Annotated in this window: 16 protein-coding genes; 4 read left to right on the plus strand and 12 right to left on the minus strand. The window is 52.9% G+C overall.

The features are described from left to right. Window positions 1-51: 51 nt before the first annotated feature. The 9 genes from ptrA to rppH form a co-directional block, all read right to left on the minus strand. On the minus strand, window positions 52-2937 hold the full coding sequence (gene ptrA / locus D5398_RS18315; RefSeq protein WP_120508912.1) for a pitrilysin: 2886 nt from the start codon (window positions 2935-2937) through the stop codon (window positions 52-54). Between the two features lie 302 nt (window positions 2938-3239). After that, the gene (locus D5398_RS18320) at window positions 3240-3599 is read right to left on the minus strand and encodes a prepilin-type N-terminal cleavage/methylation domain-containing protein (RefSeq protein WP_244216794.1); all 360 of its coding nucleotides are present in this window, start codon (window positions 3597-3599) and stop codon (window positions 3240-3242) included. Continuing rightward, a complete protein-coding gene (locus D5398_RS18325) occupies window positions 3577-4014 on the minus strand; it encodes a YgdB family protein (protein ID WP_120508914.1) in 438 nt (145 codons plus the stop codon). The genes D5398_RS18320 and D5398_RS18325 overlap by 23 nt, the downstream gene beginning before the upstream one ends. A 47-nt stretch (window positions 4015-4061) precedes the next feature. Beyond that, the gene (locus D5398_RS18330; RefSeq protein WP_244216795.1) at window positions 4062-4640 is read right to left on the minus strand and encodes a prepilin peptidase-dependent protein; all 579 of its coding nucleotides are present in this window, start codon (window positions 4638-4640) and stop codon (window positions 4062-4064) included. After that, on the minus strand, window positions 4631-5140 hold the full coding sequence (locus tag D5398_RS18335; RefSeq protein ID WP_425272773.1) for a prepilin peptidase-dependent protein: 510 nt from the start codon (window positions 5138-5140) through the stop codon (window positions 4631-4633). The genes D5398_RS18330 and D5398_RS18335 overlap by 10 nt, the downstream gene beginning before the upstream one ends. Before the next feature lie 251 nt (window positions 5141-5391). Next, on the minus strand, window positions 5392-6186 hold the full coding sequence (thyA, locus tag D5398_RS18340; RefSeq protein WP_120508917.1) for a thymidylate synthase: 795 nt from the start codon (window positions 6184-6186) through the stop codon (window positions 5392-5394). A 6-nt stretch (window positions 6187-6192) separates the two neighbouring features. Further along, complete coding sequence (gene lgt / locus D5398_RS18345; RefSeq protein ID WP_120508918.1) at window positions 6193-7062, minus strand: prolipoprotein diacylglyceryl transferase; 870 nt, start codon at window positions 7060-7062, stop codon at window positions 6193-6195. Window positions 7063-7244: 182 nt separating this feature from the next. Then, on the minus strand, window positions 7245-9491 hold the full coding sequence (gene ptsP, locus D5398_RS18350) for a phosphoenolpyruvate--protein phosphotransferase (RefSeq protein WP_120508919.1): 2247 nt from the start codon (window positions 9489-9491) through the stop codon (window positions 7245-7247). An 11-nt stretch (window positions 9492-9502) separates the two neighbouring features. Continuing rightward, window positions 9503-10030, minus strand: a complete 528-nt coding sequence (gene rppH, locus D5398_RS18355; protein ID WP_101079247.1) for an RNA pyrophosphohydrolase — start codon at window positions 10028-10030, stop codon at window positions 9503-9505. A gap of 695 nt (window positions 10031-10725) precedes the next feature. Between rppH and mutH the strand changes: the two genes are divergently transcribed. The 3 genes from mutH to D5398_RS18375 all read left to right on the plus strand — a co-directional run bounded on the left by mutH (window position 10726) and on the right by D5398_RS18375 (window position 12954). After that, complete coding sequence (gene mutH / locus D5398_RS18365; protein ID WP_120508920.1) at window positions 10726-11412, plus strand: DNA mismatch repair endonuclease MutH; 687 nt, start codon at window positions 10726-10728, stop codon at window positions 11410-11412. 105 nt (window positions 11413-11517) lie between these two features. Continuing rightward, entirely contained in the window at window positions 11518-11736 is a 219-nt protein-coding gene (locus D5398_RS18370; protein ID WP_162940790.1) for a YgdI/YgdR family lipoprotein, read from the plus strand. A gap of 177 nt (window positions 11737-11913) precedes the next feature. Next, on the plus strand, window positions 11914-12954 hold the full coding sequence (locus D5398_RS18375; protein WP_120508921.1) for an NADP(H)-dependent aldo-keto reductase: 1041 nt from the start codon (window positions 11914-11916) through the stop codon (window positions 12952-12954). Window positions 12955-13013: 59 nt separating this feature from the next. Here D5398_RS18375 and lplT read toward each other — a convergent pair whose 3' ends face one another. Then, complete coding sequence (gene lplT / locus D5398_RS18380) at window positions 13014-14225, minus strand: lysophospholipid transporter LplT (protein WP_120508922.1); 1212 nt, start codon at window positions 14223-14225, stop codon at window positions 13014-13016. Further along, window positions 14222-16387: a bifunctional acyl-ACP--phospholipid O-acyltransferase/long-chain-fatty-acid--ACP ligase gene (gene aas, locus D5398_RS18385; protein WP_120508923.1), complete on the minus strand. Its 2166-nt coding sequence runs from the start codon at window positions 16385-16387 to the stop codon at window positions 14222-14224. The genes lplT and aas overlap by 4 nt, the downstream gene beginning before the upstream one ends. A 115-nt stretch (window positions 16388-16502) precedes the next feature. Here aas and D5398_RS25475 point away from each other — a divergent pair, with 115 nt between their 5' ends. Continuing rightward, the gene (locus D5398_RS25475) at window positions 16503-16718 is read left to right on the plus strand and encodes a hypothetical protein (protein ID WP_162940789.1); all 216 of its coding nucleotides are present in this window, start codon (window positions 16503-16505) and stop codon (window positions 16716-16718) included. A gap of 26 nt (window positions 16719-16744) precedes the next feature. On the opposite strand, the gene D5398_RS18390 is transcribed toward D5398_RS25475, so the two are convergent. Then, window positions 16745-19003 carry a molybdopterin guanine dinucleotide-containing S/N-oxide reductase gene (locus D5398_RS18390; RefSeq protein WP_120508924.1) on the minus strand — a complete coding sequence of 753 codons (2259 nt, stop codon included), beginning with the start codon at window positions 19001-19003 and terminating at the stop codon, window positions 16745-16747. Window positions 19004-19006: the final 3 nt, after the last annotated feature.

Genomic DNA, 19006 nt, shown 5'->3' on the forward strand with positions numbered 1-19006 from the left:
GAAAACAAAATGGACGCAAATGCGTCCTTTTTGTTTTCTATGGTTTGCCGGTTATTCCGCGGATTTGGATCCCAGCGTCTTCTGCAATGTTGATGTATCCGGCCAGGTTTTGAAGCCTTCCGGTGCGGCATATTGCGGAGTTTTGCTGTCATTGCCCGAAACCTGAGACAACATCGCCAGCCCTTCCTGTTTAATCACTGCTTTCTGGAAGTAATCCGCCAGCTGGGTTTGTGTCAGACCTGCAATCACGCGAATGACATTCGCCCTGGTATCAAATTGCGGATTCCCGCGACTGAAATCATTACCGAATCTGTCAGCTTCCTCATCCAGCGTTTGCGGGTTTTGCTGCATTTCATTGACCAGCCCCTGCTTATACTGCAGGAATTCAGCATCCTTCATTTCACGCAGGCGCTTTTCGGCTTGCGGATAAAATGCCAGATAACGCTGATACAGATAGTCCGGTTGCTTGCTGTTGCTTTGCAGCAGGAAACCGATACCCCACTGTTTTCCGACAGGAATTGGGAAAGCAAAGACAGCGTATCCCAGTTGCTCCTGAGTGCGCAGCTGGCTGTAGAACCATGGTTGAATAATCTGACCGAGCAGCGCGCTGTATCCCATACTTTGCACTTCATCGTAGCCTGTTGGCACATAAACAGCAGCCAGCGCGGAATCAGAACTGGTACCGACACGCTGAATATTGGCTTTAACCGGCTCAGTCACCTGCGCCTGTTCACCCCGCCACCATTTGTCACCGTGGGCGCCGAGCTTTTGCATAATCTGTTGCGACATGGCTTTAACCTGACCGGCAGTCATGTTACCGACAACCATCATTTCGACGGCGGCATGATGGACCAGTTGCTCACGGTAGGCATTCACGTCTTCAAGTGTGATAGCGGAAACCAGTTTTTCGCGCTCACTGCGTTCGGTATAAGGCACACGGGAGAGCAACTGAACGGGCTGTAATGCCAGCTCAAATGCTTTTCCTTTATCTGCTGAAGCCAGACGTTCGAGATACCAGGATTTCGCCTGATCCAGTTGTTCCTGCGTCGGTTTAAAATCTGGATAGTTATCTACCAGCGCCGCCAGCAGATCAGGCAGACACTCGGTAAAACCTGTGGCAGTAAATTGCAGGCCATTGTCCGGTGATGTCCCGAATGTGATACCGCCAATAGAGGCCTGATAGCTCAGCTGATCAAAAGCCACACCGGTCAGATAATCCGTCAGACCATATAGCACCTGATTTTTTGCCGTACTCAGCGCCTGGTCGTTGCGGAAAGAAACGGTCACATTGGCTTTTGGCTCATCAGCAAAGTATCTGCTGGGCATGTAGAACACCCGCAAACCTTTATCGTCCACCAGCAGTTCAGGTTTTGTGGCCTTAGAATCTTTGCTCACCAGCGCAAGTGACTTCGGGATATAAGGATTCAGTGCCGGCAAGGACAATGAAATACTCTGTCCAAGAGTTTTCCATTGCTCATAAGTCTGAGGCGGCACTTTATCGACCTCATAAGGTGCATTCACGAAATAAGCCATTTTATTGTGCGGCTCATTTGGACTGATTATCCAGTACCGTGCATTTTGCGGCGTCATTTCATCCAGACGGGATTCAATGGCTTTAGGGTCGTACTGATCCGTCAGATAAGGCGAGTCGAGAACATGCTCAACTGGCACACGCAGCATGGTATCGACCAGCCATTCGACATAATCCATATCCCGCGTTAATGCCGGATACCGGTAATCAAGCGCCATCACATGCGCAATTTCATCGAAATAAGGCTTATCAATACCCTTAGAGCGCATCTCGTTGAGATAGTTAAATATGGCGGCAATCACGGTATCACGCTGTGCAAGTCCCTTCTCCGTCAGTGAAACCGAGATATTGAAGACGCCCATATTACGGTTAACCATCGGATCCGCACCGGCGCTGATCCCGTCGGCATAACCTTGTTTTTGTAGCCAGTCGGAGAGTGTATTCGGACTACGGTTGCCAATCAGATAGCTAATATAGGTGTCTGTTTTACTACGAAAATCTGCACTATTGTTATCAATGGCAAACTCAATACGTAATTCTTTGCGAGGCTGGGCAGGAACAAAATGGATGAACTCTCCTTTCTGTTCAGCGGTTAAAGTGGGCACCGTAATCGGTGGAACCACGGCGTGATGATTAGCTATCTGCCCGAAGGTGGTTGAGGCCAGCTCTGCCAGTTCCGGTAAAGACTTGTTGCTGTAAATCACACCGACCATCAGGTTAGCGGAATAATAGCGGTGATAAAAAGCCGTCAGTTGATCGTGCAGCTTACTGCCGGGTTTATCTTTTAGCGTATCCAGATTTCCCCCCGCAAAACGGGCTGCAGGATGCTCAGGATTTAAGGTTTCTGCACGCACCTGCGCCATTCGCATGCCGTCACGCGAGCGCGCCATGGTCAGCTCTGCGTTCACTGCATTTCGCTCCCGGTCGCCGTTGGCGGGATCTAGTAATGGTTCGCCAATGGCATCGGAAAGACGGTCTACCGCTTCAGGCAGGGCATCATTTTCGACTTCCAGATAAAAAGCCGTGCGGTATGAAGCCGTACTGCCGTTATGGCTGCCACCATGCTTTTTGAGAAACTCCGAGAGGCTTTCCGGTTGAGGGTATTTCTTCGAGCCCATCAGCAACATGTGTTCGGTATAGTGGGCCAGACCTAACTGAGAATCAGGGTCTTCCAGCGAACCCACGGGAATAGCCAGTGCAGCGAGTGACTTGGGGGCTTGAGGGTCAGATACCAGCAAGACGGTCATGTCATTGGCCAGTTTGATGGCCTGATACTGACGCGGGTCGTTCTGACTTTTATTGATAGCTTGTGCATAAGGCTGCCAGTCGGCTGCACTCGAAACAACAGGGGCCCAAAAGGTCAATAACAACAGTAACCCGGAAATTCGGGTAACCTGTTTTAACATTGCCACTCTCCCTCAATCAAATAAACGTGCCACACGGGCAATAAATACGCGGTTCAATAACAGATGAACCTCAACAAGCTGTTTTGAGCAGTTGAGTCTGTTCAGACCCCGCAGAAACAGGATAGTTGTGAAAAAAACCGAATCGGGACTTTCTTCCTGTGTTCCGTCACGTTTTAGCCATAAAGCCAAATCCTACCAATAGGTAAAAATCACTTAGTTAAACCACTCTAAGCTGTTAAAACACCATTGCAAGCAGCTTGACGGTATTTTTGCTTCTCACGTGTAGGCTTTTACTCTCTTTTTCAGGGTGCAAATTTGCATTCCAGCCGATGCAATACTGCCTGATATTTTGCGGGCGTTTGCACGATTACCTGTACCCGCTGGCATAACTGACACGCGGAAACCCCCGAAAACTGATAATTCCAGTTTTCCGCCAGAGGCTCTGTCCCCTTCCCGCTCGCAGCGTGCGCTTCGAGCTGAGAATGTGCTTCTGTCCATGCTTCCTGAGTCTGCCACTGGCGCATAAAACCATAGGTCAGCGACTGGTAGTAATTCATCAGCCCGAGAAGGGATACAGACAGCAATAGCATTGCGATCAGCGCTTCGGGCAGGCTGAAACCCTGTTGCCCGGTACCGTCATCAGTCATTGCAAACCTGCTCATCTGCCTCCGGACAAAAGTCCAGCCATCCCTGTTTCAGCGGTGAAAAACTCAGTTTTCCGTCCGCCTGTTTTTTCATGCTGGCTTGCTGAAACAATTTCACAGTTGCCTTACCTTCGCCCGTGGTTCCTTCTGCGCGAAGAACATAGACATCCTGTCGGAGTGAAGCGCGAACACAAACCCTGCCGCCATCGGAGGAAATGAGCATTGCCGGTACGTCCTGACACTGCCAGCGGGCATCACTAAAAGCCTTCCAAGGCTGACTAATGCCCCAGGCTAAGGCAGAAGACGCATTTTCCCAGGCGATAACAAAACGGTGCTGATTAGAGGTCAGCGCCAGGCCGGCAGAAAGCTGCTGTTGCAATGAACTGAGGGCAATTAATGCCAGCCCCATCATCACCATGATGCTCAATATCATGGCACTTCCCTTTTGCCTAAAGAGACTGTCGACCTTCTTTGCCTCAGTCATAACGAGCGCCCTGCCACCATTTCCGCCACTTTCCGGTGGACAGTAGGGTTATTGCTCCAGCGAGCTTCAAGTTGCAGCGAATACAATCCGCCGGAAGCTTCTGCGGAGGATTCTTTTACGCTGAAGTTCATGACACTGACTTCAGAGGGATCGAGCAGTTTCTCCCAACCTGAACTGCCGCAATCTGCCGCTCCCCGCTGGATCTCAAATCCCCCCTGCCGTAAGCGGTAACCAAAATATTCCGAATCTGCTGTACCGGGCTTTTCCCACCGGCCATTGCGATTCAGGTCATAAAGGATGATGACACAGGAGCCTTCCGGTTCTCCCCCGGCATGCCCCACAATGACCGGTTTACCCTCGCAACTGCCATTACAAAAACCGGCACGCCGGAGATCTTTGGCGATAGCAAAAACAGTCTGATGCAATAGCTGGTCTAGCTGATAGTGCCTTCCCAGGCTCTGGCTTCTCTGACGCATCAGTGGATAAATTTGCGCAGCGCTGAGCATCAGCATGCTGCCGATACTCATCGCAATCATGATTTCCGGCAGTGTGAATCCGCGAGAGGCTACTGGCACAGGCTAATCCCCAGCAATGGTTTGTCTTCGCTGCATATCCGCAGTCGCCCTCTTGCTGAAAGTACGAGACGCAAACTACCCGCTGAATTTTTTAACGTTAAGCGCCCTGCCATCGCGGCATTTCGCAGCCCGTAGAATCCCATTGATTTGTCGGCGAGACCGGACAACTCAATGTCATGTTCCTCTGTGACAAAGATTTTACCGGTAGCATTGTGACAATCAGAAGGGCGCGGGCCGTAACCGACACATCCGTCTTTGCCACCAATTGCCCACAATACCGCTGAAAGATTGTAATTATTGGCCTCAGACTGAACACCATAAAGATACAATCGAAGACGCTGGGCGTGTTGTTCAAGCCTGATTGCCTGCTGGTAACCGCGCCAGCTTTGCGTTCCCCACAATGTGCATATGGCGACCAAAGCCACCACAACCATCATTTCTATCAGTGACATCCCGCGTTCCCCTTTGCACCTGGTTGCAATCATGTTGTTTGTCTTCATGCCGTCAGGGTAGGCGGTTAAATTTGTTCTGCTACCGGCAAAGTGGTTTTTTACGGCATGTCTCCGGAACAATTAGCGCAACATAATGCACACAACAAAAATGTTGCGTGACGTCTCGCAGGAATAGCATTTGGCTTTAAATCGGAGTTGGAATATTCAGGAAATGGCGTACAAAGTGCGGCAGAGGGTAAAAGCTGGATACAAGAGAAATGACCGCCTGACAGGTGCGTCAGGCGGCAGACAACGAAGGATCAGATAGCGACAGGTGCTTTGATTGCCGGGTGCGGATCGTACCCTTCAATCTCGAAATCTTCGAAGTTGTAATCAAACAGGGAGGCCGGCTTGCGCTTGATGACAAGTTTTGGCAATGCGCGGGGTTCACGCGTCAGTTGCAGATGTGTCTGCTCCATGTGGTTGCTGTACAGATGGGTATCGCCACCCGTCCAGACAAAGTCACCCACTTCGAGGTCGCATTGTTGCGCCATCATATGTACCAGCAGCGCGTAGCTGGCAATGTTAAACGGCAGACCGAGGAAGATATCGCATGAACGCTGATACAGCTGGCAGGACAGTTTCCCGTCCGCTACATAGAACTGGAAGAAAGCGTGGCACGGCGCCAGTGCCATCTGATCCAGCTCGCCGACGTTCCATGCTGACACGATAATACGACGTGAGTCAGGGTCTTTTTTCAGTTGCTCGACAACATTCGCCAGCTGGTCAACTTGCTTGCCGTCAGCCGCGCCCCAGGCACGCCACTGCTTGCCATATACCGGACCGAGGTCGCCGTTTTCATCGGCCCACTCGTCCCAGATGCTGACATTGTTTTCACGCAGATAAGCGATGTTAGTTTCACCCTTCAGGAACCAAAGGAGTTCATGAATGATTGAGCGCAAATGACAGCGTTTGGTGGTGACCAGCGGAAAACCTTCCTGCAAGTTGAAACGCATCTGATGACCAAAAATCGACAACGTGCCAGTACCGGTACGGTCGGCTTTAGGGGTGCCCTCATCGAGCACTTTCTGCATTAAATCCAGATACTGTTTCATGTTACCTCACGACAATTGTTTCTGCGGACGGCGATATGCCCAGACCATCATAATCAGGCCAATAACGACCATTGGGATGGACAGAACCTGTCCCATGCTGATGATCCCGTCAAACAGGCCGAGCTGTGCATCCGGCTGGCGGAAGTGTTCAACGATGATGCGGAATAAGCCATAACCGATCAGGAACAAGCCTGATACCGCGCCCATCGGGCGAGATTTACGAATAAATACGTTCAGGATGATAAACAGTACAATACCTTCGAGCAGCAGTTCATACAGCTGGGAAGGATGGCGCGGAAGCACGCCGTACTGGTTCAGCAGCGGCTGCCATTTCGGGTCAGCGGCGGCAATCGCGATATCTTCCTGACGCGAACCTGGGAACAGCATCGCCCATGGCACATCCGTGGTTACGCGACCCCAGAGTTCACCATTGATAAAGTTGCCGAGACGGCCTGCGCCCAGACCAAACGGGATCAGCGGTGCGATAAAATCGGAAACCTGGAAGAAGTTGCGTTTGGTGCGACGCGCAAAAATCAGCATGACCACGATCACGCCAATCAGGCCGCCGTGGAAGGACATACCGCCGTCCCACACTTTGAAAAGATAGAGTGGATTTTCGAGGAATAGAGGCAGGTTGTAGAAGAATACGTAACCGATACGACCACCGAGGAAGACACCGAGGAAACCTGCGTACAACAGGTTTTCAACTTCGTCTTTGGTCCAGCCGCTGCCTGGCTTGTTGGCACGGCGTACAGCCAGCCACATTGCGAAGACAAAACCGACCAGATACATCAGTCCGTACCAGTGAAGAGATACCGGTCCGATTGAGAAAATCACCGGGTCAAACTGGGGAAACGCCAGATAGCTGTTGCTCATCTATCACCACAAATTGTTTATCATTATTGCCCGGTCAGGGGCCAGCAGGGAGCGAATAGTAGCATAGCCGGAAGGTTTTCCGGGGCTAAGCCGCTGGAAAAGTTCTGTAAAAAATCTTCTCATCCTGCGCCAGATTGCGATCAGGATGAGAGTAACAGGGCAGCGAATGCGAAGTCCGGCGCTTATTTACCGCCGCGGATCAGACCACCCAACCCACGTCTTTCCATAAACGCGGCGGTCATATGACGCACGTCCGTGGTGAAATGCGCCTGTAATACGCGTCCGGCAAGTTCTTCGGCATCGTTCAATTCGATACGGCGCAACAGGTATTTTACACGGGCGACACTGCGTCCGTTCATGCTGAGATTACGGAACCCCATACCAGTAAGCAGTAATGCCCCCATCGGATCGCCCGCCATTTCTCCACACAAACTGACATCCAGTCCGGCGACTTCTGCACTGGTAATTATCTGCTTGAGCACGCGCAGCATTGCCGGATGCAGGCTGTCATAAAGCCCGGCAACGCGGGTGTTATTGCGATCAACCGCCAGCAGATATTGCGTTAAATCGTTAGTGCCGACGGAAATAAATTCTACCCTTCCAGCCAGCGCAGGCAGCATAAAGACCATTGAAGGGACTTCAATCATAACGCCAAGACGTGTGCGCGGAAGCTCGTAACCGAGTTGTTCCTCCACTTCCCGTCCTGCACGGTCGATTAAACGACGCGCCTCATCAATCTCTTCAAGACTGGTTACCATGGGCAGCAGAATGCCGAGATTACCGGTCGCCGCATTCGCACGCAGCATCGCGCGCACCTGAATCAGGAAAATTTCCGGCTGGTCGAGGGTAATGCGGATGCCACGCCATCCCAGACAAGGGTTCTCCTCGCTGATTGGCATATACGGAAGTTGTTTATCAGACCCAATATCCAGCGTGCGCAGTGTCACCGGCTTTTGCGGGAACAATTGCAACATGCCCTGATATTGCGCGACCTGTTCTTCTTCGGAAGGGAAGCCGCTTTGCAACATGAACGGTATTTCAGTGCGGTACAGCCCGACGCCATCGACGCGGCTGCCGAAAAGTTTTTCGTGATCCGCACTCAGACCGGCATTGAGCATCACTTTCACCCGTTCGCCGCTTTTCAGCGCGGCGGGCTGCTCAACGTCATCTTCAGCTTTCTGGCTCAGCTCCATTTCTTCGCTGATCAGACGCTTGTATTCCGTGACCAGCACGGGTTCCGGATCAATGAGCAACTCACCGCGATAGCCATCAACAATCAGCTGCCGCTGGCTGAGCAGCGCAGGCTGAATATCGGCGCCCATGATGGTCGGTACGCCCATTGCCCGCACCAGAATCGCCGCGTGGGAGTTGGCCGCACCGTCGCGAACCACGACACCGGCCAGCCGGTCTTGCGGCACTTCAGCCAGCAATGTGGCGGTCAGCTCATCGGCGACCAGAATAAAGCGCTCAGGCCACTGAGTATTGCCCTGAATGGTATCGTCGAGATGGAAGACCAGTCGCTGGCCCAGCGCACGTAGGTCGCTGCCGCGCTCGCGTAGGTAGGTATCCTGTAAGCTGGCAAACTGAGCGGCAAACTCTTCAACCACCTTTTTGACCGCCCATTCCGCCACTGCACCCTGATCAATCTGGGCGAACAATTCGCGCTTGAGACGCGCATCGTTAAGTAAGTGGGAATAGAGATCGAAAATCGCGGCGCTTTCTTTCTGCGCGCTGGCGCTAAAACGTTTACTGAAACGCCGGAATTCGGCACCGGCATCTTCCAGTGCGCGCGTCAGGCGTTCACGTTCACGCACCGTATCCAGCGTGGACGCCATATAAACATGCTCGAGCGAAGGCTGCGAGCTGTCCTGCCAGCCGATACCAATCGCCACACCCGGCGAAGCCGCAAGCGCGCGGACACGGGTCTGACGAAAGCGTCCGTAAAGCACATTCAGTTGTGCCTGAGAAAGGATCGCAGCCAGCTGCGTCGCCAGCGTGACCAAAAATGACTCTTCACTTTCATCGAACTGGCGGTGTTCGCGTTGCTGAATAACCAGCACGCCAAGTAACTGACGCCGGTGGATGATCGGCACACCTAAAAAGGATCGGAAAAGATCTTCTTTTACGGCAGGAATATATTTGAAGCTGGGGTGGCTCTGCGCATCGGCAAGGTTAATAGGCTCGGCCAGACGCCCTACCAGACCGACTATCCCCTGATCAAACGCCAGGGTAATAGTCCGCCCGCGAGGTTTTTTCAAACCTCGCGTCGCCATCAGGTAATAACAACGTCGGTCATTGTCAGCGAGATAGACGGAACACACTTCGGTGTCCATCGCCAGGCAGGTTTCATTGACCAGTACATCCAGCGCATCATTAAGGCTGGACGCCATTGCTACCTTTTCAACAATTTCTCGCAAACGCGTGAGCATCTCTTCGTGACTTAGCCTCTTTTACGACGATAAGCGGGCGATGTCTTGGGAAGGGAAACTTCCTGCATCGGCATAATCGTGGTGGAGAACTCTTTCATGACGCGGCGGTAAACATCGCGTTTAAAAGAAACCACCTGACGAACCGGATACCAGAAACTCACCCAACGCCAGCCATCAAATTCAGGCGTACTGCTACGCTGCATATTGATATCAGCATCGTTACACATCAGTTGCAGCAAGAACCATTTTTGCTTTTGGCCGATACAAACCGGCTTTGTGTCCCAACGCACCAAACGTTTTGGCAATTTATAACGTAACCAGTTACGGGTCGAAGCCAGAATACGTACATCTTTACGGCCAAGCCCCACTTCCTCAAACAGCTCGCGGTACATGGCCTGCTCAGCGGTTTCACCGGGGTTTATGCCCCCTTGCGGAAACTGCCAGGAGTGCTGACCGTAACGTCTGGCCCACAATACCTGACCCTGCTTGTCACAGATTACGATACCAACATTCGGGCGGTAGCCATCATCATCGATCACCGGACTACCTCAATAGCTTAAAATCATAGATGTTCTGATTGTTTCATACTACCAACAGGCGGTAAACCACTGGTTAATGCCGATGAGCATGAATAAAAATGGGATAACTTACCGATATTCTCAAAGTTATAAACAGATTTGGGGAAACACTCCGGATTTTATTCACTTTTTCTGTGGATAGGTATGTGAAGAACTTAAGAGTAAGCGGGGTAAAACTCTCCTGAACTAATTTTGATTGAGAAAGAGAGAGCAAATAAAATCGCTATAAATCAAAACAGTAAATGCGATTAATCAAGTTATCCCACGGTCAAAAATGAGAGTTATCTCACAACACGCAGTGACCTGGTGAAAGATCCACCAATGTCGTTTTTATCCACAGCGATCGTTTAAAAGTTGACGTGATCAAAGCAAAAATTGGATAAAACCCCTTCCGTCAAGCCTGTAAATCGAACCAGTGATCGTTCAGAGGCAGGGTTATCCAAGAAATCTGTGGATAAGTAGGGGGGAGATCCTGTTTATTGTCGCCTTCAACAGGTGATCAACCTAATCAAATGTGAACTGAAGAGAACAGAAAGCCGAAAAAAACCTAAGGCAAATCATGCTATTATTTCATTGCTCCACAGGGATAATTTTTTATTCATTGTGCCTGCACAAAGCAGTACAAAAATTAATCATTTAATTGAGCGTTGTTTTTTATGTCTATTCCTTTACCTGCCACCACACCGCCCCACCACGAACAGGAGCTGCTGCAACGCGCGCAATCGCTGGCGGGTCACACGCTGGGCGAGCTGGCTGAGCATGCGGGACTGCCTATTCCGGAAAATCTTAAGCGGGAGAAAGGCTGGGTCGGTATGTTGCTGGAAGTTTATCTTGGTGCGATAGCCGGCAGTAAACCTGAGCAGGATTTCGCTGACATCGGTATTGAGCTGAAAACTATTCCGGTTGATTCACGTGGCAGACCGCTGGAAACCACCTTTGTCTGCGTCGCGCCGTTGACCGGCAACAGCGGTGTAACCTGGGAAAACAGCCATGTGCGCCATAAGCTGGCGCGGGTATTATGGATACCCGTCGAAGGCGAACGTCAGATCCCGCTGGCAGAGCGGCATATTGGCGCACCTTTATTGTGGCAGCCTTCGCATGAAGAAGATGAACAGCTGCGTCAGGACTGGGAAGAGCTGATGGATTTGATTGTGCTCGGCAAAGTAGAAACAATTACGGCCCGTCATGGCGAGTTTTTGCAAATCCGGCCAAAAGCCGCAAACAGTAAAGCGCTTACTGAAGCCATCGGCGAATTCGGGCAACCGATCCTGACGCTGCCACGCGGTTTTTACCTAAAGAAACGTTTTACCGCGGCGCTGCTGGCCAGGCACTTTTTGCTTTGATCGCCGTATTTAGAAAATTTTAATCACCTTTTCTGCTACTTTTGAAACCTTTTGCTACGCTAAAATCTGACACTCTTGTTGTGCATAAAAGGAATGATAATAATGATGAAGAAAACATTGATGATGGCCGGTGCTGCAATGCTGGTTTTTACCCTGGCAGGTTGCGCCAGTGATTACGTCATCTCGACCAAAGACGGCAGCATGATCCTGACCGATGGCAAGCCAAAGCTGGATAAATCCACCGGTTTGCTGAGCTATACTGATGAACAAGGCAATGAACGCCAGATCAACAACGACAACGTCAGTCAGGTCATGAAGCGTTAAATCAGGGCTGAACCCTGTCCGATGAGAGCCGGTTTTTACCGGCTCTTTTGCTCTTCCCCCGTCCTGCTCAGATTACCGGCACTCTCTGCCACTTCCCCCTGATGATTCCCTTGTATATAGTCAGCTGAGGCGCTTTTTCATTAGCCTGACATTCTCAGATATAAAGGAAAACCGGCAATGCAATATCACCGTATACCCCACAGTTCTTTAGAAGTGAGCTTACTGGGACTTGGCACCATGACTTTTGGTGAACAAAACAGCGAAGCCGACGCCCATCAGCAGCTCGATTACGCCGTTTCAGCAGGCATCAATCTGATTGATACCGCTGAAATGTACCCCGTTCCGCCGCGTCCTGAGACGCAGGGGCTGACAGAAAGTTATATCGGCAGCTGGCTCAAAGCGCGTGGCAACCGTGAGAAGATTATTCTGGCGAGTAAAGTTGCCGGACCTTCGCGTGGTAATGACAACGCTATCCGACCGGGCCAGATGCTGGATCGTAAAAATATCCGCGCAGCGCTGGATGCCAGCCTGAAGCGTCTGAACACAGATTATCTGGACTTGTACCAGCTGCACTGGCCGCAGCGTCAGACCAACTTCTTTGGCAAACTGAGTTATCAGTACACCGAAGAACAGTCTCCGGTGACCTTGCTGGAAACGCTTGAAGCGCTGAATGAACAGGTACGCGCCGGTAAAATCCGCTACATCGGTGTTTCCAACGAAACCCCGTGGGGCGTGATGCGTTACCTGCAACTGGCAGAGAAACACGATCTGCCGCGTATTGTTTCCATTCAAAACCCGTACAGCCTGCTGAACCGCAGCTTTGAAATCGGTTTGTCAGAAATCAGCCAGCACGAAGGCGTCGAACTGCTGGCGTATTCCAGCCTGGCATTCGGTACGCTGAGCGGCAAATACCTGAACGGTGCGAAACCGGCCGGTGCGCGTAATACGCTGTTCAGCCGTTTCACCCGTTACTCTTCACCGCAGGCAGAAGCGGCGATTGCCGAATATGTGGCGCTGGCGAAGAAACGCAATCTGGATCCTTCGCAGATGGCGCTGGCCTTTGTGCGTCAGCAACCGTTCGTGGCCAGCACACTGCTCGGCGCGACGACAATGGAACAGCTGAAGATCAACATCGACAGTCAGGATCTGACGCTCGATGAAGAAATCCTCACTGACCTGGAAAATATCCACAAGCGCTTCACCATTCCTGCGCCGTAAGCTCCGGTAACAGGCCATAAAAAAGGGCGCTCAGCGCCCTTTTCTTTTGATAAAAACCTTCACGCCAGACGGCGTTTCTGCATATTCTTCCAGATCCACAATCCGGTAATCGCCAGCGCGAAGACCACACCAAATCCGATGCCAATCGCCACGACCGGTGCGCCTGCCATTACCACCAGCGAATACAGGCCCAGCATCAGCAGCATGGCGGTGTTTTCACCGAGATTCTGTACGGCAATCGCATTACCCGCACCGACGGAAATTTTACCGCGATGCTGCAACAGGGCGTTCAGCGGCACCACGAAGAAGCCACCCAAAATCCCCACGACGACCAGAACGATATAAGAGCTCAGCATGCTGGTTTGCAGCGCAAATAACACCACCGCGATACCGATAGCGACACCGGCAGGCAGGCAGCGCTTCACGGTTTCCAGACGGATTAATTTCGCCGCAGCGCCCGCACCAAACACGATCCCGATAGCGACCATCGCATTCAGCAGCGTGGGCGTTTTGTTATCGGTAATGCCCAGCGCCACCGGCACCCACAGCACCAGCAGGAAACGCAGCGTCACGCCTGCGCCCCAGAACAAGCTGGTACCGACCAGGGAGAAGCGCGTTTCGCCATCCTGCCACAAGGTTTTACAGGCAGCGAAAAATGTCCGGCTCATTTTTGCCGGATTCCACGACTGTCCCGGTCGTGCCGGATTCAATTTTGGAATAAACCAGTTTGCCGCAACCGCCGCGCCGTAGGCCAGCACGCAGATACCGAGCGCCGCCAGAATGCTCCAGTCGGCCAGTGCGCCACCGGCCACTGAACCCAGCAGGATCGCCGCTATGGTGGAAGCCTCCATCAGGCCGTTGGCTTTCACCAGCTGTTCGCCACTGGCGATTTCACCGAGAATGCCGTATTTCGCCGGTGAATACGCCGCCGCGCCAATACCGACCAGCGTATAACCGAGGAACGGATTCATGCCCGCGCAAATCACCGCGGCACCCGCCAGTTTCAGCAGGTTAGCGACCATCATTACGCGGCCTTTGGAGAAGCTGTCAGCGAACTGACCGACAAACGGCGCGAGGATAATGTACGTCGCCACAAACGCCATTTGTAAAACGGGCTGGCTCCAGTCGGGATAAAGCTGCTGTTTGATCAGCGCCAGCGCCGCGAACAACAGAGCATTATCACCGAAAGCCGACAGGAACTGCGCCACGATTACCGCAGACATACTTTTAGACATCAGCGGCCCTGCGGCCGCCGTTGAAGGCTGACTCATGCCTCACTCTCCGGGTTTTCTGCCATCTGGCGTAGGGTCACAAAATCGGGTTTACCACTGCCAAGCAACGGTAACGCTTTAACGGCACGGATATCACGCGGCACCGCCAGTTCCGGCAGCCCCAGTTCGCGGGCGGCTTTGCTCAGTGCATCGCGACGCAATTCTGCATCGGTAGTAAACAGCACCAGCGCCTCGCCTTTGCTGGCATCACTGCGCGACGTCGCCGCATGCTGTTTGTCCGGTGAAGCTTTGATGGCCAGTTGCTCGACGCTTTCCAGTGACACCATTTCACCTGCCAGTTTGGCAAAACGCTTCACACGGCCACGAATGGCGCAGAAACCTTTCTCATCCAGCGTGACGATATCGCCGGTGTCGTACCAGCCGGCCTGCATTTCACCAGCGGCATTTTCAGCCTGCGGGGTTTCCAGAACGCCGGGATTTTCGACGCGCAGATAGCCCTTCATGATGTTCGGGCCACGCAGTTGCAGACGACCGCCCTCTTCAATACCCGGCACGGTAATCAGGCGGGATTCCATCCCCGGCAAAATCTTGCCGACGGTGTTCACTTTAGTCGCCATCGGCACGTTGATCGCCACCACCGGCGCGCACTCGGTCACGCCGTAGCCTTCCAGAATGCGGATACCAAATTTGTTTTGCCAGATTTCCTTGGTGCTCTCGGCCAGTTTCTCCGCGCCAGCCACCACATAACGCAGGCGGGCGAAATCATACGGATGGGCAAAGCGGGCATAATTGGCCAGGAACGTGGAGGTGCCAAACAGCACGGTACAGTTCTGGTCATACACCAGTTCCGGCACGATGCGGTAATGCAGCGGGCTTGGATATAAAAATACACGTGCGCCGGTCATCAGCGGCGTCAGCAATCCGACGGTCAGTCCAAATGCATGGAACAGCGGCAGCGACGACATAAAGCGGTCACGCGGCGTGAAGTCTGCGACGGTACGGATTTGCTCAACGTTCGCCATCAGGCTGGCGTGTGAATGCACCACGCCTTTTGGATTGCCTTCCGAGCCGGAGGTAAACAGCACCAGCGCCGCATCATCAGGCTTTTGCGGCAACATCGCACGACGCGGGAAAATCAGATGGAACAGGATCCACAGCTTATCCTGAGTGGTCACCGTATCTTTCAGATCTTCCAGATAGACCCAGTTCGCCTCCGGCACATTTTCCGGCAGATGCGTCAGTTTGCCTTTCTCAAGGAACTGCCGGGACGTCACGATGGTTTTGATCTGCGCCGCTTTCATCGCGCTTTGCAGCCCTTTCGCGCCGGCGGTGTAATTGAGCAACGCAGGAATACGGTTACGCATCGATGCGCCAAACAGCGCTGCCGCCATGATCGTGGCGTTCGGCAGCAGCATGCCGACGTGCTCACCTTCACGGGTAAAGCGTTGCAGGATACGGCTTACACCGAGGCATTTTTTCAGCAGCCCCTGATAAGAATCTTCTTTGAACGCGATATCGGCGATGCACGGTTTACGGCGGCCATAACGGGTCTGCGCGGACAGCAACGCCTGATATAAAGTTTCCGGTTCGCGGGTTTCCATACGCGCCTGCATCATAATTTTATGCAGTTGCTCACCGGCCAGCACACGGCGATCGCGGGAACGCGGCGCATCCGGCATCGGGATCGTCGTCGCCGGTAGCAAATTGATGGTGACTTTCGGGAACCAGCGGAGCTTGAAGCTGCCGAACAGGCGCCCGAATGGCGTATATTCCGCGCCATCAATGCGCACCGGGATCACTGTCGCCTGAGACTTCGCCGCCACAAAGGCCGCGCCGTCGTAAATCTTCATTAATGAACCGGTTACCGTAATGCGGCCCTCCGGGAACACAATCACCGGACGTCCCTTTTCCACTTCGCGGATCAGGTGCTTGATCGCCATTGGTTTGGTCGGATCCAGCGGCATAAAGTCCACGTAAGGCTTCAGCCAGCGCATAAACCAGGTATCCGTAATATTGGAATAGACCGCGAAAACCGGTTTGATCGGCAGGAAAAGTACCAGCAGCATGCCGTCGATAAACGAGACATGGTTCGGCGTGAGGATTAAACGCGGGTAATCATAATTATTTTTCGCCGGGGTCACTGTGACCCGGAACATCAGACGGAAAAGCCATCTGAAAGCGGCGAAAAGAAAGTTATACATATTTGCCATCTCCTTATGTGTCATCCCTGATCTTGAAAGAAAAAGGTTGGGGAAACAGCATACTATAAGCCGTTGTAAAAGACGCCAGTCAGAGAGAGTTTAGGAGGTTGCTTAGATGCGTGCAGAAATTGAGGCAAAAAAAAACCTACGCATCCGCGTAGGTTGGTGCAAATTTAATCGGTATCAACATGCAGAGCACGTTGATGATTCACCAATCAATACCTCTGGGACGTTCAATTTAGCTGTTTTGTACGAACCACAGCCAGCAGGCAATCGAAACATAATTCCGCAAAGTGTAACGAGTGGTGAAAATCAGCCCGATTTTTCTTAAATCGGGCTAACCATTTAAAAACTACCTTAAATACTTTGGACCTCGACTAAACAACTCATCGCATTTGGCCCCTGCGTCAGACGTGAGGTGCCGATATCCAGCGTCAGCACATTCGGGTTTCCCGCCTGCTCGGTTTCCTGCCATTTGCCGCCAAAGCCCGGATCAAACCAGGCACCGGTGGACATCAGCACTACGCCACGCGTGATCCCGTCGTTAAGCGAAACACCTGCCAGACAGCTGCCGCGCGCATTATGCACTTTCACCCGGTCGCCGTTTTTCAGCTGACGGCTGCCCGCATCTTCCGGATGCATAAACAACGTTTCCTTGCCGGCGGTTTTGTTCGACTGCGCCAGCGGCGACTGATCAAGCTGGCTGTGCAGGCGATCTTTCGGCTGAATGGAAATCAGGTGCAACGGCCATTCTTTGGCGCTTTCGGCACCCAGCCATTCGACCGGCGGCTGCCATTCCGGATGCGGCGCGAAATCTTTATAACCGTAACCGGCGATGATTTCGGAGAAAAGTTCGATTTTACCGCTGTGCGTCCCTAACGGATTAGCGCGCGGGCTTTTGCGAAATTCTTCGAAGAAAACGTAGTCTTTTTCCGGCATCGGCAACTCAACAAAGCCACGCTCCCAGAAGGTTTCGAAGTCCGGCCATTCGACGCCGGTGCCTTTCTGCGCTTCGCCGCACTGGCGATAAATATGGCGCAACCACTGATCTTCATTACGCCCCTGCGTGAACTGCTCGCGATAACCGAGGCGCTCGGCAATGTCCGCAAAAATATCAAAATCGTTACGCGCCTGATGCTGAGGCGCAATTGCCTGATGCATCGCCAGCACGAAACGGTCACGTGACGAACCACCGATATCGTTACGTTCCAGCGAGGTGGTTGCGGGCAGCACGATATCCGCCATCTGCGCCGCAGCCGTCCAGACGTTATCCTGCACAATCACGGTATCCGGCTTCTGCCAGCCTTCCACCAGACGGTTAAGCTGCTGATGATGATGGAACGGATTTCCGCCCGCCCAGTGCACCAGATGAATATCCGGATAATTTAGCGTCTCACCCTGGAATTCATACGGCTGACCGGGATTGAGTAACATGTCGCTGATGCGCGCCACCGGAATCGACAAACCGCAAGGATTCGGCCCGGCGCTGACGGCTGGCCCCGGCGTGTCATAACGCGGATTCCCGACGCTGTTCATCGAACCGTGACCAAACGAGAAGCCGCCGCCCGGCAAACCGACCTGCCCGAGCATGGCGGAAATGGCGATCATCATCCAGTAAGGCTGCTCGCCACGGTGGGCGCGCTGTACGGAATAGGAACAGGTAATAAAACTGCGCACGCCAATCAGGTCGTCTGCCAGACGCGCGATTCGCTCTGCCGGAACACCTGTAATGTGGCTCGCCCAGTCAGGGGTTTTCGCAATACCGTCGGTTTCGCCGCGCAGATAAGCAGCCAGTTGCGGATAACCCACACAGTGATTGGCAAGAAACGCGTTGTCCTGCGCTTCTTTGCGCTGAATTTCATACGCCACCGCCATCATCAGTGCGGCGTCCGTATTCGGGCGGATCGGGATCCACTCGGCATTGACAAACTCCGGACAGTCGTCGCGCATCGGACTGATATTAATGACGCGGGTACCTTTCTTCGCCAGCCGTTCCAGCGCCGGTTTCAGCGTATGTTCCACCGCACCGCCGGAAGCCACCTGCGAATTTTTCAGCGCCAGGCCACCAAAGGCAACGAGAATATCGGCATGTTCCACCACGCTCGGCCATGAGGTCACGCGCCCGGTCAGCGGGGTAAAAGTCCCGATCACATAAGGCAAGAAGAACTGCGCCGAGCCCCAGCTGTAGTTACCCTGCTGATCTACACCACCGCCACCGGTGAAATAAAAACGGCGAACCAGAGAACGGGCATGATGCAGACGTCCGGCAGATGACCAGCCGTAAGAGCCGTTAAAAATGCCGGAAGCGCCGTAGCGATCGCGGACACGTTTGTTCTCTTCAGCCACCAGATCCAGCGCCAGATCCCAGTCCACTTCGACAAAATCTTCACGGCCACGCAGCGAGCGATCGCTGTTTTCACGCTTTTTCAGCCACGAGCGGCGCACCGCCGGTTTACGAATACGTTTGTCGGAATAGACCAGCGGCGCAATGGAATCGAGTAAAGGCGAAGGATCGGCATCTGCTTTATAAGGTTCGCAGCGGATCAACCGGCCATCTTCCACCACGGCGGTGTACGCGCCCCAGTGAGCCAGTTGCGGATAGCGTTTAATAGACATGTT

Source organism: Rahnella bruchi (assembly GCF_003614975.1).
In the GTDB taxonomy this organism is placed as follows: domain Bacteria; phylum Pseudomonadota; class Gammaproteobacteria; order Enterobacterales; family Enterobacteriaceae; genus Rahnella; species Rahnella bruchi.